Source organism: Bifidobacterium sp. JNUCC 75 (assembly GCF_054819865.1).
The window spans coordinates 2,082,294-2,098,752 of record NZ_JBTHIF010000001.1 but is presented as its reverse complement, the minus strand read 5'-3'; the positions used below and the strand labels follow the sequence as shown (position 1 = coordinate 2,098,752).

The following is a 16,459-nucleotide window of genomic DNA, read 5'->3' as shown; positions in this document are numbered from 1 at the left end:
TGCCAACCCCTGGCAGGCCGTGGCGTCCATAGACGGTTTCCTCCGCGAGCCGAGCAAGGCCATGGTTCGGACTCCTGTACGGGGTAGAATGCCTTGGTAATGATCTGTTCGGCGACATGGCGGAGGGGCAGGCAACCATGAGCACATACCACAGCACCCGAGGCGGCAAGGAGCAACTGCAGTCCAAGCAGGCCATCAGACGAGGCCTGGCTCCTGACGGCGGACTCTATGTCAGCGATGAACTGGACGCTGAGACCATCGACACTGCATCGGTCGCCGGTCTGGACTACAAGGGCACAGCCAAACTGGTCCTTTCGAGACTGCTGAGTGATTACTCTTCCGCTCAGCTGGACTCCTGCCTGGACGCAGCCTATGGAGAACAGTGGTCCGATACGGCAATCACCCCTCTGGTGGACCTGGGCGGTAACGACTTCGTACTGGAGCTCTTCCGCGGGCCCACTTCGGCCTTCAAGGACGTGGCCCTGCAGCTTTTGCCAAGACTGATGGCGCTGGCCGGAGACGATGATGAGCGAATCATGGTGCTTACGGCCACTTCCGGAGACACAGGCAAGGCGGCGCTGGCCGGATTCGCAGACGCGCCGGGCACGGGCATCACCGTCTTCTACCCACAGGGCAAGGTCAGTCAGATCCAGCGCCTGCAGATGGTCACCCAGCAGGGCGGCAACCTACAGGTCTGCGCAGTTCGGGGCAATTTCGACGATGCCCAGTCCGCAGTCAAATCCATCTTTGCCGACGCCGACCTGGCTGGTGAACTGGAAGAGAAAGCCTCGACCGTTCTCTCATCGGCCAACTCCATCAATGTGGGCCGCCTGGCACCGCAGGTCGTCTATTACTTCCGGGCCTATGGCTCCCTGATGGAACGAGGGGTGATCAGACCCGGGGATCCGGTCGAGTTCTGTGTGCCCACCGGGAACTTCGGCGATGTGCTGGCCGGATACTATGCCAAGATGATGAGCCTTCCGGTGGCCCGTCTGACCGTGGCCTCGGACCGCAACCGGGTCCTCAACGACTTCCTGACCACAGGTGTCTATGACCGCAACCGTCCCTTCTACACCACCACCTCCCCCAGCATGGACATCCTGATTTCCTCCAACCTGGAACGGATGCTCTATTACATGGCCGACGGCGACACCATACTGATTGCCTCGCTTATGGCCGACCTGGAGTCCACAGGACACTACCAGGTGCCTAAAGCCCTGATGACCAGAATCCGCAGGCTCTTCTCCTGCGGTTGGGCCGACGAGAACCAGGTGGCGTCGGCCATCAGCAACTGCTGGGAGGACCGGGGATACCTGATCGATCCGCACACGGCCTGCGGATACCAGGTCATGACCGGGCAGACCGACAGGGATCCTGCAGTGCCCCGGGTGCTGCTGTCTACAGCCAGCCCCTACAAGTTCCCCCGGGTGGTCTGCCAATCCCTGGGCCTGGAGACCCCGAACAGTGATTTCGACTGCATGGACATCCTGGCCGAGGCCACCAATACCAGGCCCCCCAAGGCTCTGCGCGCCCTGGAAAACGCACCTGTGCGCTTCCAGGACTGCATCGATTCAGGGGACATGTCCGACTACGTCCGCCACACGGTCATGCAGTCCTGAAGCCTGAGCGAATTGGCTCAGATCTCCTTCCTGGCATAGACCTTGCGAGATAAGACTATCGAAACCATATCAACCGCCAGAATCAAGGCCAGCCCGAGGAGCACTGGCTGCCACAGGCCGGATGTCAAAAATCGCATGATTGAATTCCAGAAGGTCCCCCAGTCCAAGGGCAGCAAACTGCCGATAAGGGCCATGATTGGTACCAAACCAAGAAGCGCCAGGAAGACTATCATTGCTTTAACTGGTTCCAGCCAATAAAACAAGGGTGTAGCTACTGCAAAGAGCAAAGACTCCAACAGGAACAACCCCAGAGTAAACAAGACAGTGTCGCGCCAATGGTCCTGACCATGCAAAAATGAATCAGTAGCGTAGAAGAAGAATATTGCATAGCCGCAAGACTGAGCTAGGACCAGCAGACTTACAGCAACATAGCGTCCAAATACCTGGTGATCACGTGTTATGGGCAGCAGACCGTTCAACCGAACTGCCGTATTGTTGAAATCGGCGAACAAACCAAATACTTGGCCTACAATCAGTCCGATTCCCATGCCGGCTACTGCCCCCGTCAACGCAGTCCTTGCATCTTCCCCATCATTGCCTGTCAGGGCCATGACTAGGTTCAGCAGGATTCCGATGCAGGGCACGGACATGAAAATCAGCACACCAACCCAAGGTCTCCCTGTTCCTGAGAAACGTTGCATGTCCAGCCTGATCTGTTTGGCTATCGCCTTCATCCTTCCACCTCCTTATTCTTGTCAGTCGCGGCAAGTGAGCCCGCGGTCAGTCTGATGATGTTGTCAAAGTCGGCCTGCTCCACCAGGTAGCGGTCCTCTGAAGGCTCCACGGCGGCAGGAGAAGCCGATGCCAGAAAATCCTTCAAGTGTTCAGTGGGCACCAGAGCCTCGAAACCGGTGGCGGAACGTTGCAAGCCCATCAGATGCGGCATTTGAGCTCTAGCCAGATCGTCCGGCCCTCCTCTCACTACCTGGAAAGCCTCCATCAACTCGTCCTTGGGGCCGGTGTAGAAGACAGACCCCCGATTGATGTAGGTAACGAAGTCAGCCACCCGTTCGAGATCTTCGGTGATGTGCGTGGAGAAAAGCACCGAGTGACGACCATCGCCGATGTAGTCCAGGAGAACGTCCATGAGCTCATCCCTGGCCAGGACATCCAGACCACTGGTGGGCTCATCCAGAATCAAGAGCCTTGCGTCGTGGCTGAGGGCAACAGCCAGCATCAGTTTCATCTGCATTCCACGGGAGAGCTTGCCGATTCTGTGGTTTTCTTGCAGACCGAACCGACGCAGATAGTCCTGATAGCGATCACTGTTCCAAGAGGGATACATGGGTGCCATCACTGGCTCGATGGCCTTGACCTTCCATGCCTCAAGGAAATAAATGGAATCGAAGACCACACCCAGGTCTGCTTTGACCTCCTCCTCCTGACTCAAGGGATCACGGCCCAGAATGCTGATTTCTCCGCTGTCTCGGCGAGTCATATTCAGCAAGAGCCGGATCAGGGTGGATTTACCTGCACCGTTGGGGCCTATCAATCCCATGATGTAGCCCATGGGCAGATCAATGGTGACCTGGTGCAGGCGGAAACCCGTGCCGTCAGCCTTAACGTAGTTTTTTCCCAAGTCACTGACGCGCAGCGCATAGTCGACCTCTTCACCTGAAGTCGTCATCGGCGGTGATGCACGCATACTGCTATTCCTTCCCTTCTTCGGACGCGGATGCAGAACCCTTGTCGCCAAGCAGGCCGTCAAGCAGGCCGCGAATCCGGTCCGGCTCCATGCCGGCCCGACGAGCTGCATCGACCGCCTCCCCCAGCAGGGACTGCACGCGGTCCTCCAGATGCTGCCGCATGACCTGGTCGCCACTGTCGGCCACGAAGGTCCCCTTGCCTTGGATGTTCTCCACCAAACCCTCTTGAGCGAGTTCGGTATAAGCGCGGGTCACGGTCAGCACGGACACCCTGAGCTCCTGCGAGAGATGTCGCAGGGAAGGCAGTCCCTCCCCCGCTTTCAGATCTCCGGTCAGGATGGCCGAACGTATCTGGTCCTCGATCTGCAGATAAATCGGCTGTCCGGACAGGGATGAGATGATCAGCTTCATCCAAGCCCCTTTCATTGATTGTCGACACAACCCTGGCTGAGCTGTTCCGGTGTTCATGTATACACTATAACAGTTTGACCGTGAAGACAACTCACCATTGATCTTCTGTTACTTGGTTCAAGATTCGATCAAAACGGCTCTGCAATGCGGAAGTTCTGAACGATCACAAATTCAGGCAAACGGCCATCAGAATCAGGTTGCCGCCTCATTACTCAAGCCGAGGACGGACACGGTGTACGCAACGAAAAATCCAACATCATCGTACAGCATGGCCACCAACAGCAAAATGAGTACAGTCAAAAGCATCAAAATGAAAAGCGGCAAAAAGACAGATGTCGAACACGCAGAGGCAAGGCCGCAAAAGGCGGCAATGTCGCCAAGACTTGTCAAAGTCACTAAAAATTGACGAACGTTGGCACGACAAAGCGTAGACGACAACCGGACCTATCGGGCCTGGAGCCTGCTGGAGGCCAGAAGCTCCCGAGCATGCTTCAGGGAGGTCGTAGACTCGCTGCCAGCCAGCATTCGCGCGATCTCCCGCTCTCTGTCTTCGCCCTCTACCTGGCGGACCAGGGTCTCTACAGCATCGCCACCTTCACGTCCTTTGGCCACGACGAACTGTCGGTCGGCCCAGGAAGCCACCTGCGGCAGGTGGGTGACCACAATCACCTGGGCGGTGACAGCCAATCGGGCCAGACGATGACCCAGCTCTACGGCAGCCCGACCGCCGACACCAGCGTCCACTTCGTCGAAGATGAAGGTCATCGTTGGGTCGCCAACCTGGGAATCAAGGCTAGCTTGCCCATGATCAGAACCGTCAGGCCCCGATGAGGTCCGGCTTTCGGCGGCCACCAGCTCCAGGGCCAGCATGAGCCTGCTGAGTTCGCCGCCCGAGGCGCTCTTACCCATGGGCAGAAGGTCCGAACCGGGATATGGCCTGAAGAGAAAGTCGATCTGGTCCAGACCATGCCCGTCCATGTCCTGGTCCTGGCGTGGCCTGACGCGGATCTCCAGCCCGGCGCCCGACATGGCCAGGGAGTGCAATTCGCCATCGACAAGATTGCTCAGTCTTCGTGCAGCCTTGCCCCGCGACGCTGACAGTTTCCGTGCCGCTTTCAAGGCGCTTCCGCGAAGCTGCTCAACCTGCCCTTGGAGATCCTCCAGCTTCTCGGGTGAGGCATCCATGTCCTCAAGGTCAAATGCAGCCTTCTTGCGCCAAGCCAGAACGTCGTCGATATCTGGTCCCCAGCGTCGGGTCAGCTCATCCAAATCGTGAATCCGGGCGTTGATCTTGTCCAGATCGCTCTCCTGGCCTTCGTCATCCAATTGGCTACTCAGGGTGAAGACCAGATCAGACAGATCGGCATTCAGCGACCGCAGCCGCTGGGCCGACTCCTGAAAGACCCCCTCCACACCGATGCCTTCCAAAGCGGCAATGGCCCGTTCGACCAGTGCCGTGGCCGATGGTGCGTCAGCATCAGGGTCGATTTGGCCGGAGTCCAAGGCGGACAGCGCGGACATGACTCCCTGACTGATCTGGGCAGCATGCTCAATCCGGTCCCGCTGAGCCTTGAGTTCACGATCCTCGCCGGAATGAGGGTCAACGCTGTCAATCCGGGCAATGGATTCACGAAGATAATCAGCTTGGGCCATCGCGCCGGACTGCTGGTTACGCAGCTCCTCCAGATGGTCCTGAGCCTGTCGGTACTGCGTGAAGGCCTTGGAAAAAGCCTCCAGCTGTGGGCCGTCACCGGCATAGTCATCCAGAAATTCGCGCTGCCGGGCCGGACTGGCCATACGCATCTGATCCGCCTGACCATGAACAGTGACCAGCATCCCAGCCACCTCCTCCAACAGGCCACGAGGGGCCGTCCTACCGTTCAGAGCGGCACGGGAACGCCCCTTGACTGGCATGGTTCGGGCCAGGAAGATCTGTCCCTCATCCTCCGCGGGCAGGCCTGCCTCAGTTACGGCAGCGGTCACTGGATTCTCGGCTCCTGCCGCTCCAGCATCGAAAATCCCTTGGACCCACGACTCACGTGCTCCGGGAGACACCAACTGCGGACGGGCAGTGGACCCCGAGATCAGCCTGATGGCGTTGAGCAGCATGGACTTGCCAGCCCCGGTCTCCCCGGTGATGGCCGTCATGCCAGCAGCAGGTCGCAGGAGGGCATGATGGATGGGACCCAGGTCTCGTACTTCCAGCTCTTCCAGCATCAGTGCTCCTTGTTCGACTCCTGCGACTCCCCCTGGTCCTGTCCATTCGCAGCCGCCGAAGGACGGTGCTGCTCCCTCCAGCCGACCACCGGCAGGTCGAACTTGGAGACCAGCCGTCTGGTGAAGGGCACCCCCGACAGCCTGGCCAGCCGCAGGATGTCATGGGACTGCCGCACCACGATGCGGGAGCGCTTGGGCACTGGCCGCTGACGGCGTCCGTCATTGCAAATCCAACCGGCCGACTGGGAATCACTCAGGATATCCAGGGTGAATTGCGACTTTGGACCGATGATCAGGGATCGGGCAAAAAGGGCATGGGCAGCAATGGGCACCATCTGCAACGACTGCGCATCCGGCCAGACGATGGGCCCGCCCACCGAAAAGGCATAGGCCGTCGATCCGGTCGGGGTGGCCACAATCATGCCGTCGCAGCCGAAGGAGCTCATTTCCACATCGTCCACTCGGACCGATACCTCGATCATCTTGCCCCGATCATATCGTTCCAGGGTCATGTCGTTAAGGGCCCAGTCGCTCAGTGGTCGATCGGCCCCGGGTATCCACAGGTCCACATGGGCCACCATGCGCTCGTCGATGGAGTAGTCATGATCGGCCACCCTGCGAATGGCCTCCCCTATCTGGAAGCTCTCGAACTCCGCCAGGAATCCCACATGACCCAGGTTGACCCCCAGGATGGGCACCTGGGTGCCCTTGACCAGCTCTGCAGCACGCAGAATGGTCCCATCGCCACCCAGGACTATGACTATCTCGGTGTCGTCGGCCACCTTCTGACTGGGGCTGCCGAATTCCGGGGCGGCGATGTTGTCGACAATCGAGACGCGAAATCCGTCCCGGCGCAGCTGCCTTTCGACCTCGTCAACCAGGTGGCCGCTTGCCCGGACCCGACTATGCGTGACCACGACAGCGCTACGAGCACCCATGGGGCCTCCCTTCCGGCAACAATGATCATCCTATCGGGCCCGGCCAACAGCGATGCTCATCGCGGCGGGGTCAGGCCAAACGACGACCAGCAGCTGCGGCCATGCCTCGCCCGGTCTCATACCGGGGCGATCCGGTCCCATCCACGGCATCGGCATCCACCACAACACGGGAGACATCCGTCCTGTCGGGCAGCTCGAACATGGTCGCCTCCAGGGTGTGCTCGATGATACCACGTAGCCCTCGGGCGCCAACCTTGCGCTCCAGGGCGATGGCGGCAACACGGTCCAGGGCGGCATCAGTGAAGACGAGATCGGCCCCGTCATCCAGGAACATGCGCCGGTACTGGTCGACCAGGGCATTGTCCGGTTCGGTCAGCACCCGCCGCAACTCATCGGCGCCCAGCGGCTCCAGGGTGGATATCACCGGCAACCGCCCCACGAACTCGGGAAGCAAGCCAAACTGTTCCAGGTCCTCGGCCCTGACCTGGCTCATGACCCGATCGTCGGGCACCCTGTCGCTCCCCTGAGTAGCCGAGAATCCGCTCTCCCGCAGGCCCAGCCGCCGACGAACAATCTCCTCAAGACCGACGAAGGCGCCGCCGCAGATGAAGAGGATATTGGACGTATCCATGATGACCGTGCGGACATCACCATGCCGCCGCGAACCCTGTACCGGCACGCGGGCCTGGGTGCCCTCGATGATCTTGAGAAGGGCCTGCTGGACCCCCTCGCCGGACACGTCCCGGGTGATGGAGGTGTTCTCCCCCGATTTTCTGGCGATCTTGTCGATCTCATCAATGTAGATAATCCCCCGCTGGGCCAGGTCCATGTTGCCGTCGGCAGCCTGGAGCAGCCCCTGCAGGACGGATTCCACATCCTCGCCTACATACCCCGCCTCGGTCAGGCTGGTGGCATCCACAATGACGAAGGGAACGTTCATGATGGTGGCCAGTGTCCGCGCCAGGTAGGTCTTGCCCACTCCGGTGGGGCCCATAAGCAGGATGTTGGACTTGTCCACCTGGACGCGTGGGACCGCATCCTTGCGTTCAAACGCAGTGTCTGCAGCACGCCCATGGTCGCCCAGGTCCATGTTGACGCGCTTGTAGTGGTTGTAGACCGCCACCGACAGCGTGCGCTTGGCGGCCTCCTGACCGATGACATACCGGTTCAGATAGGCGAATATCTTTGAGGGTGCAGGCAGGGTCACCCGCTGGTCGGCAGCGTCCTTGGCCATGTCCTCCTGAATGATCTGGGCACATAGACGTATGCATTCGTCGCAGATGGCGCAGGAAGGACCTTTGACCAGGCGGCGCACCTGGTGCTCATCCTTGCCGCAGAACTCGCAGCGATTCAGTCCGTCATTGTAGCTGACCACACGGCCCATGGCTCTCCCTTCCCGGAGAATCCGTAAGGATCGGCGAAATCAAATTTGACTGGCATCGTCCATGATGCCAAAAACGTCCGGAGGCCGTAGGCCCTAGGGGCCCGCCGCCATCCGGACGATCAATCATACGCGCAGTCACCGGTGCTAATTGCGGTGCTCCAGGACCTCGTCCACCATCCCGTAGTCCTTGGCCTGCTGGGCGGTCAGAATGGTGTCCACCTCGATGTCCTTGCGGATCTTCTCCACATCCTGACCGGTGTGCTTGGCCAGGGTCTCCTCCAACCAGGTGCGCATGCGCAGCATCTCCTTGGCCTGGATCTCGATCTCGGTGGCCTTGCCGAAGTCCTGCTCCATGGCCGGCTGATGAATCAGCACACGGGCGTTGGGCAGGATCAAGCGCTTGCCCTTGGTGCCTGCCGCCAGGAGAACTGCAGCGGCCGAAGCAGCCTGGCCCAGGCAGACAGTCTGTACATCGGGCTTGATGTACTGCATTGTGTCATAGATGGCGGTCATGGCCGTCATGGATCCCCCCGGCGAGTTGATGTAGATGATCACGTCGCGATTGGGATCCTGGCTCTCCAGAACCAGGAGCTGGGCCATAATGTCGTCCGATGAAGTGTCATCCACCTGGACGCCCATGAAGATGATCCTGTCGTCGAAGAGCCTGGTGTAGGGGTCCTGGCGCTTGTAGCCGTATGGGGTGCGCTCCTCGAACTGCGGCAGCACATAGCGGTCGGTGGGCACAGCGGCCAGGCCGCGAGGGCCTGCCAGTCGACGGGCCCGTGCTACGAATTGCGCTTCTTCAGATGCCATGTGGAGTGCTCACTTCCCTTGATCCGCGGTCATAGTGCCGTGGGTGGTCACGATCCGGTCGACGAAGCCATACTCCAGGGCCTGCTGGGCCGTGAACCAGTGATCGTATTCGTTGTCCCGGTAGATCTCTTCCAGGGTGTGGCCGGTCTGCTCAGCTGTCAACTGGGAGAGTGTACGCTTCATGTCCATGATCAGCTCGGCGTTGATCCTGACATCAGTGGCCGTGCCTCCGACACCGCCCGAGGGCTGATGCATGAGCACCCGCGCATGGGAGGTGACGAAGCGCTTGCCCTTGGCCCCGCTAGAAAGCAGGAACTGGCCCATGGAAGCAGCCATGCCGACCGCGACCGTAGCCACGTCGGGCTCGATCAGCTGCATGGTGTCGTAGATGGCCATGCCGGCCGTAATGGAGCCGCCAGGCGAGTTGATATAGAGCCAGATATCCTTCTTGGGATCCTCGGCCGCCAGCATCAGCATCTGTGCGCAGATGACGTTGGCGTTGGCGTCCTTGACCTCGTCCCCCAACCAGATGATCCTGTCCTTGAGCAGTCGGTTGAAGATGGGATCGGTCGGCGTAGGGGCCTCCCCCTCCTCCATCACGGGACTGGTTGCCAATGAGTTGTTCACCCTGTCTCCTTCGATAAACGTATCTGTATTGAGAGTAGCCCCCGCAATCGACGCGTCCACAGTCTTTCTGCTCTTTGCGCAACCGCTACGACAGGGCCGCACCCAGGCTGTTTCGCCACTGGGTGCGGCCCTGTTCGCTGCTTTGAAAAAGCTACTCCTGATCCTGGGAGAGCTGGTCGGCCACTTCAGCCGCAGCAGAGGCAGCCTGGACGCTCTCGTCCTGCTCCTCCTGGACCTCGGACTCATCCTCGCCCAGGAAGCGGCTCAGGTCCACCTCCTGGCCATCGGGATCCTTGAAGGTGACGGCCCGCATTCCGGCCAGCATACCCTTGGAGCGGCCGACCTCCTGCACGGCCGAACCCAGCTGGCCGTTACGGACGATGCCGTTGATGAAGGCGCTGGGATCCATACCATACTGCTGGGCGATGGAGGCCAGGAAGTTGGTCACGTCAGCCTGGCTGACCGTGATGCCCAGCTTCTCAGCCAAGGCATCCAGGGTCATCTGGTCGCGCAGCTCCTTCTCCACAGTCTGTTCGGCCTCGGCCTTCTCGTCCTTGCTGGCCTTGTCGGGATCCTTGCCGGTGTTCTTAAGCTGATCGGTCACCATGGACTGCTTGATGCCCTTGGGCACCGGGATGTCCAGGCCGTCCTGGAGCTTGGCGATGAAGGCATCGCGGGCGTCAGTGGCCTGCCGACCCTCGGCATCCACCTGGCACTGCTTGCTTACGTCCTCGCGCAGCTCCTTCAGGGTCTCGAACTCCGAGGCCTCCTTGGCGAACTCGTCGTCCAGGTCGGGCAGCTCCTCGGCCTTGACCGAGTTGACCTTGACCTTGATTTGGGCCTTCTCGCCCTGGTGCTCGCCGGCCTCCAAGGTACCCTCGAAGGTGGTCTCTTCCCCGGCGGACAGCCCGTCAAGGGCCTCATCCAGGCCATCCAGCATGGTGTTGGAGCCCAGCTCGTAGCTGACCCCCTGCTGGGAGTCCACGGACTCACCGTCGATGACGGCATCCAGATCGATGTTGGCGTAGTCACCTTTGGTGGCGGGGCGATCCACGCTGACCAGGGTGCCGAAACGCTGACGCAGGTTGTCCAGACGCTTGTCCACGTCCTCGTCGGTGACGGCAGGCTTGGGGACCTCAATCTCCATGCCCTCAATGTCGGGAAGCTCGAACTTGGGACGAATCTCCACCTCGGCGGTGAACTTAAGCTTGGTGTCGTCCTTGGCCGAGGAAGGAATGTCCTTGACATCGATCTGCGGCTGGGCCATGGCGTGCAGCTGCTTCTCCTCCAGAGCCTTGGAATAGAGTTCGGGCACGCCCGCGTTGACGGCCTCGCCCGCCACGCTGGCAAAGCCTACGCGCTGATCGATGATGGGTCCAGGCACATGGCCTTTGCGGAAGCCGGGGATGGTCACCTGCTTGCCGATCTCCTTACGGGCCTGATCCAGGTAGGGGTTCAGCTCATCGGGATCGACGGTGATGGTGAGCCTGACCTTGGTGGGCTCGAGGTTTCTGACGCTGATTTTCACGCTGCGCTCCAATTCATCCAAACCGTTTGATCTGCCAGTAAGGCAACCGTTACATAATAGCGCGAGTCAGAGACTCTGACAGGAGTGAAACCTGCCAGGGGCGGGCACCCTCCTGATGCAAAAAGTCGGCCACATCGCGCTTTTCCGGTTCGTCTGTCCAGCAGAGGTTGCGCAGGTAGCGGGGCTTGATCAGAATCTCGTCGGGTGTGTTGGTCCGGCGTCCCACTTCAGTCACCGCCTTGCGCGCTGCCTCCAGCCTTGCAAACCGGTCCGGATGACGATGCCGCCAGATCTGCATGGACTTGGGAGCATTGGTCTCCTCACACCGCGGCTTGGGAGGCACCGGCAGCTCTTCGGTAGGCAGACTCAGCGCCTCCAGAATAGCCTGTTTCCAGACTGCGGACCTGACCCGGCGCTGGATGGGCGCATAGCGCTCGAACATGCGGTCCTGCTCGCCGCCGGTGTGGATCCTGACCCGCTCGTTCAAGGATCGGATGGCTCGGAACTGCGCGTTGTTGTGCGGCTTGAGTCTGCCGGCCTCGATGATGGCCTTGTCGGGCAGGAGGAGCGTCGGAGCGATATCGTTGCGTCTGGCCAGCTGATCCCTGACGGTCCACAACGAGCGGGCCACAGCCAGGCCTCGACGGTCATTGTGCAAGGCGTTGATATGCGAGATATGTCGCCAGGGCTGCTCAGGCTCCGGCTTGGGGATTTTGCCCTGCTCCAACAACCAGGCGAATTCCTGCCTGGCCCATTCATTCTTGCCGTGACTGCGCAGGTCCTCCAGCTCGCGCGTTCGCACCTGATTCAGCAGCTCCACGTCCAAGGCTGCGTAATTGCGCCAATCACGCGGCAGTGGGCGGTAGGACCAATCTGCGGCAGAATGCTCCTTGGCCAGCGTCAGCCCCAGGTAGTGCGCGGTCACTGCAGACAGGCCGTAATGCCCCAGATTAAGCATCCTGGCTGCAAGCTCGGTGTCGAAGAGAGAGGAGGGCCTCATGCCCAACGCATAGAAGCCAGGCAGATCCTGAGGAGAGTCATGAATGATCCACTGGGCACCATCAACAGCCTTATTGAATTCCGACCAGTCACAGCCCGCCTTCATCAGCGCCGGTGGGTCCAGCAGGAATATCCCCGCTCCCCGGCGCTTGAACTGGACCAGGTAGTCGTCGTGGCCATAGCGGAAGCCAGAGGCCCGTTCAGCATCCGCGGCCAGCGCACCGCTCCCCTTTGACAGCATTCGACAGGCCCGGCGGTATTCGGCCATATCGTCGATGACCGACGGCACACCCTGGGCGGGCTCTGAAAGCAGCTGCGTCTTAGGTTCCGTGGTCACCTGCGCTCAACCTCTTTTTTAGTTTGTCTTCCATCACGCTACCGGACCGACCGGCCCGGAAAACACACGCCTGAAAGCATAGTCCATGGCCTCAACCCACCGATAAACCCTTGCTAAGCAGACTTCGTCGACAATTGATCGATTTACGGGGTTGATCATTTACCAAGCCGGTCATTCAGCGTGCCCGTCATTTAGTGAATCTGACAGTGAGTGAGTCTGTCATTCGCTGATTGGCTGGCTGGTCTCCGCTCAAGCAAACAAAACTCCCCACGACATCTGCCGTGGGGAGTCACAAGAAAATTAATTGGCTTTCTCCTGGGTCCGTCATGGAACCACAAAGGGTTCTGAGGCTCAGTAGACCACGAAGCCATGGGCCTCCAGCTGCTTCTTGACCCTATCCTTCAGGGCCGCCGAGGGGCCTTTGGCATCCTCCAGTGGGTAGGGAATGCGCAGCTCATGCCATTTGGGCCGTCCAAGCTGATGGAAGGGAAGCACATCAATGTGCTCAATGGCATCCTTGAACTGTTCGCACACACGAGCGACATTCTCGACGTTCTCCTCCGAGTCGGTCAGCCCAGGCACCAGCACGAAGCGAACCCAAATCTTGCTGCCACGGGCAGCCAGACGCTTGCCGAATTCGATTGTGGGGGCCAGCGTGCCGCCGGTCACCTTCTTGTAGGTGGCCTCGTCGCCGGATTTGACGTCCAGCAGGCACAGGTCGATATCGTCAATCATGGCATCGGTGTAGTTGCGATTGAGGAAGCCTGAGGTGTCCAGGCATGTGTGGACGCCCATCTCCTTGGCGGCCCGAAAGACGCGTGAGACAAAGGCTGCCTGCATCATGGACTCGCCGCCGCTGAAGGTGATTCCTCCGCCCGTACTTTTGAAGAGGTCCTGGTAGCGGGCCACCTTATCGATCATGGCCTGCAGGTATACGGGCTGGCCATCGCGCATCTTCCAGGTGTCAGGATTCTGGCAGTACTGGCAGCGCAGGGGGCATCCGCTCATGAAGACGGTCATCCTTGTGCCCGGCCCGTCCACTGAGGTATTGATGTCCCAGGAGTGAACAAATCCGATGTCGCCCGTGCGCAGGGCATTCATACGGTCGTGCCGGTCCAGTCCAATGGGCGATTCGAACCCCGAAAGGCCGCCCATCAGGGTCTGGCTCTGGTAGACCTTGGATTCCTTGAGCATGTGCGGCTGTGTGGTATGGAAGGTGGTGGTCTCCGTCATTGGATCCTCCTGAAAAAGACGAAAAGGGGGCGGGGCCTTGGTGCGCCCCGCCCCATGATTCACCGTCTCATCAACGGTTGACTATCGCACAAGGGCGATCAGTCGGTCACCGCACCCTGGTGGAAGGTGCGGGAGATCACGTCGAGCTGCTGCTCGCGGGTCAGCTTGACGAAGTTGACGGCGTAGCCCGAGACGCGCACGGTCAGGTGCGGGTACTTCTCGGGGTGTTCGACGGCATCCTCCAGCTGCTCCTTGCGCAGGACGTTGATGTTGGCGTGGTAGAGCCCGTGGCCGTTGCCAGCGTCCAGGATGCCCACCAGGTTGTTGATGCGCTCATCCTCGTCGCGGCCCAGGCCGTCAGGGGTGATCGTGTTGGTCAGCGAGATGCCGTCCAGGGCGTCGTCGTAGTCGATCTTGCCCACGGAGAACATGGAGGGCAGCATGCCGTGCGAATCCATGCCGTTCTCGGGGTTGGCGCCGGGAGCGTACGGGGTGCCCTTCTTGTGGCCGGAGGGGAAGGACCCGGTGTTCTTGCCATACTCCACGTTGGAAGTAATGGTCAGAATGGACTGGGTCGGCACAGCGCCACGATAGACAGGCAGACGCTTGATCTGGCCCATAACGGTGGAGACAGTCCACTTGGCCAGGTCGTCGGCGCGATCGTCGTCGTTGCCGTAGATCGGGAACTCGCCGACGGTCTTGTAGTTGACGATCAGATCGTCGTCAGCGCCCTCGACATACTCAGGGGTGCCCTTGGCATCCTTGTTGTAGATCGGGTAGACCTTGGCGTACTTGATAGCCGACAGGGAGTCAGCGGCGATGGACAGGCCGGACATGCCGCAACCCAGGGTGCGGTAGACCTCCTTGTCGTGCAGGGCCATCTCAATGGACTCGTAGTCGTACTTATCGTGCATGTAGTGGATGATGTTCAGAGCCTCGACGTAGGTCTCGCTCAGCCACTCCAGGGCCTTCTCGTAGTTGTCCTTGACCTCCTGGAAGTCCAGAGAACCGTCTTCCTTGGGGGTGACTGGCTTGATCACGTCCTTGTCGATGACCTGCATGCCGGTCATCTCGTCACGGCCGCCGTTCATGGCGTACAACAGGGCCTTGGCGGAGTTGACGCGGGCGCCGAAGAACTGCATCTGCTTGCCGACCCTCATGGGGGACACGCAGCAGGCGATGGCAGCGTCATCGCCCCAGTGGGCGCGAATGTCCTTGTCGGACTCGTACTGGATGGCGGAGGTGTCGATGGAGATACGGGCGCAGAAGCGCTTGTAGCCCTCAGGCAGCTTCGGATCCCAGAAGATGGTGATGTTGGGCTCGGGACCGGGTCCAAGGTGCTCCAAGGTCAGAGTAGCCAGCAGACGGAAGGAGGTCTTGGTGACCATGGGCCTGCCATCGTCGCCGAAGCCAGCGTCGGACCAAGTGGCCCAGTAGGGGTCGCCCGAGAAGATGTTGTCGTAGTCCTTGGTCCGCAGGAAGCGCACGATGCGCAGCTTCATCACGATGTTGTCGATGATCTCCTGGGCATCGGTCTCGTCGATCAGGCCAGCGGCCAGATCACGCTCGAAGTAGACGTCGAAGAAAGCAGACAGGCGGCCGATGGACATAGCGGCACCATCCTGGCTCTTGACCGAAGCCAGGTAAGCCATGTAGGTCCACTGCACAGCTTCCTTGGCGTTCATGGCAGGACGGCTCAGGTCCAGGCCGTACTCCTTGCCCAGGTTCAGCAACTGCTTCAGAGCCTTGATCTGCTCAGCGTGCTCCTCACGGAAGCGGATCCAGTGCTCGATCTCTTCCTCGGTGAAGTCGTTACGGTAAGGAATCGAATCCTTGTCGGCCTTCTTGCGGGCAATCAGCTCGTCGATGCCGTACAAGGCCACACGACGGTAGTCGCCAATAATGCGGCCACGGCCGTAAGCATCGGGCAGACCAGTCAGAATCTTGTTGTGGCGGGCCAGCTTGATCCTCTTGGTGTAAACATCGAAGACTCCATCGTTGTGGGTCTTGCGATACCGAGTGAAGATCTTCTTGACTTCAGGATCGGGCTCCTTGCCGGCCTCCTTGAGGGCCTGCTCAACCATACGCCAGCCGCCATAGGGCATCATCGCACGCTTGCAGGGGACATCGGTCTGAATGCCGACAATCACGTCGTCTTGTGTTTCGCCGGCAGGCTTGCCATCGATGTATCCGGCCGGGAAGGCGTCAATGCCCGCCGGAGTGTGGGTGTCCACGTCGTAGACGCGCTGCTTGCGCTCTACGGCAAGGAAATTGTCATCCAGGTAGTTCCACAGGAACTTGGTCTTCTCTGTAGCCGGCGCGAGGAAGGATTCGTCACCGGTGTACGGAGTGTAGTTCTTTTGAATGAAGTCGCGAACGTCGATGTCTTTCTTCCAGTCCTCGCCCTTGAAGCCCTTCCAAGCCTTGGCTTGCAGCTCTGCGGGAGAGACGGTATTGGTCTCAACTGCTGTCATAGTCAACTCCTTGTTGATATGGTCAATGGCGCTTCCTCACACCACTGTCACTTTCAAGTATAGGGGGCGCATTACCACGGGAAACCGAATCACGACGTGAGCTATATCACACTGCGAGCAGACTCGCAATAGGCGCCACGCCCATATCCTGCAAGCTCGCCTGGCACACCGCC

General features: G+C 60.0%; 14 protein-coding genes. 1 reads left to right on the top strand and 13 read right to left on the bottom strand.

The features are described from left to right. The first annotated feature begins 137 nt into the window (after window positions 1-137). Entirely contained in the window at window positions 138-1,619 is a 1,482-nt protein-coding gene (thrC, locus tag ACVWNW_RS08315; RefSeq protein ID WP_454482192.1) for a threonine synthase, read from the top strand. A 17-nt stretch (window positions 1,620-1,636) separates the two neighbouring features. Here thrC and ACVWNW_RS08310 read toward each other — a convergent pair whose 3' ends face one another. From ACVWNW_RS08310 to pflB, 13 genes are all read right to left on the bottom strand, one after another. Continuing rightward, window positions 1,637-2,353 (bottom strand): ABC-2 transporter permease, encoded by a 717-nt coding sequence (locus ACVWNW_RS08310; protein ID WP_454482190.1) that lies wholly within the window; start codon window positions 2,351-2,353, stop codon window positions 1,637-1,639. Next, entirely contained in the window at window positions 2,350-3,306 is a 957-nt protein-coding gene (locus tag ACVWNW_RS08305) for an ABC transporter ATP-binding protein (protein WP_454483449.1), read from the bottom strand. The genes ACVWNW_RS08310 and ACVWNW_RS08305 overlap by 4 nt, the downstream gene beginning before the upstream one ends. Window positions 3,307-3,328: 22 nt before the next feature. Continuing rightward, the gene (locus tag ACVWNW_RS08300; RefSeq protein WP_454482188.1) at window positions 3,329-3,736 is read right to left on the bottom strand and encodes a GntR family transcriptional regulator; all 408 of its coding nucleotides are present in this window, start codon (window positions 3,734-3,736) and stop codon (window positions 3,329-3,331) included. Between the two features lie 192 nt (window positions 3,737-3,928). Continuing rightward, window positions 3,929-4,174 (bottom strand): hypothetical protein, encoded by a 246-nt coding sequence (locus tag ACVWNW_RS08295; RefSeq protein WP_461196358.1) that lies wholly within the window; start codon window positions 4,172-4,174, stop codon window positions 3,929-3,931. Between the two features lie 6 nt (window positions 4,175-4,180). After that, window positions 4,181-5,953, bottom strand: a complete 1,773-nt coding sequence (locus ACVWNW_RS08290) for a DNA repair protein RecN (RefSeq protein WP_454482184.1) — start codon at window positions 5,951-5,953, stop codon at window positions 4,181-4,183. After that, entirely contained in the window at window positions 5,953-6,891 is a 939-nt protein-coding gene (locus tag ACVWNW_RS08285) for an NAD kinase (RefSeq protein ID WP_046322819.1), read from the bottom strand. Before ACVWNW_RS08285 ends, ACVWNW_RS08290 begins: the two co-directional genes overlap by 1 nt. A gap of 70 nt (window positions 6,892-6,961) precedes the next feature. After that, window positions 6,962-8,275: an ATP-dependent Clp protease ATP-binding subunit ClpX gene (gene clpX / locus ACVWNW_RS08280; protein WP_198207026.1), complete on the bottom strand. Its 1,314-nt coding sequence runs from the start codon at window positions 8,273-8,275 to the stop codon at window positions 6,962-6,964. 144 nt (window positions 8,276-8,419) lie between these two features. Continuing rightward, window positions 8,420-9,088, bottom strand: coding sequence for an ATP-dependent Clp protease proteolytic subunit (locus ACVWNW_RS08275; protein ID WP_015021704.1), 669 nt, complete (start codon window positions 9,086-9,088; stop codon window positions 8,420-8,422). Window positions 9,089-9,097: 9 nt separating this feature from the next. After that, entirely contained in the window at window positions 9,098-9,685 is a 588-nt protein-coding gene (locus ACVWNW_RS08270) for an ATP-dependent Clp protease proteolytic subunit (protein ID WP_029678947.1), read from the bottom strand. A gap of 181 nt (window positions 9,686-9,866) precedes the next feature. Next, window positions 9,867-11,243, bottom strand: coding sequence for a trigger factor (gene tig / locus ACVWNW_RS08265; RefSeq protein WP_454482181.1), 1,377 nt, complete (start codon window positions 11,241-11,243; stop codon window positions 9,867-9,869). 49 nt (window positions 11,244-11,292) lie between these two features. Further along, on the bottom strand, window positions 11,293-12,579 hold the full coding sequence (locus ACVWNW_RS08260) for an HRDC domain-containing protein (protein ID WP_046322816.1): 1,287 nt from the start codon (window positions 12,577-12,579) through the stop codon (window positions 11,293-11,295). Window positions 12,580-12,930: 351 nt separating this feature from the next. Continuing rightward, a complete protein-coding gene (pflA, locus tag ACVWNW_RS08255; RefSeq protein ID WP_015021700.1) occupies window positions 12,931-13,812 on the bottom strand; it encodes a pyruvate formate-lyase-activating protein in 882 nt (293 codons plus the stop codon). A 98-nt stretch (window positions 13,813-13,910) separates the two neighbouring features. Then, window positions 13,911-16,286: a formate C-acetyltransferase gene (gene pflB, locus ACVWNW_RS08250; RefSeq protein WP_046322815.1), complete on the bottom strand. Its 2,376-nt coding sequence runs from the start codon at window positions 16,284-16,286 to the stop codon at window positions 13,911-13,913. Window positions 16,287-16,459 lie beyond the last annotated feature (173 nt).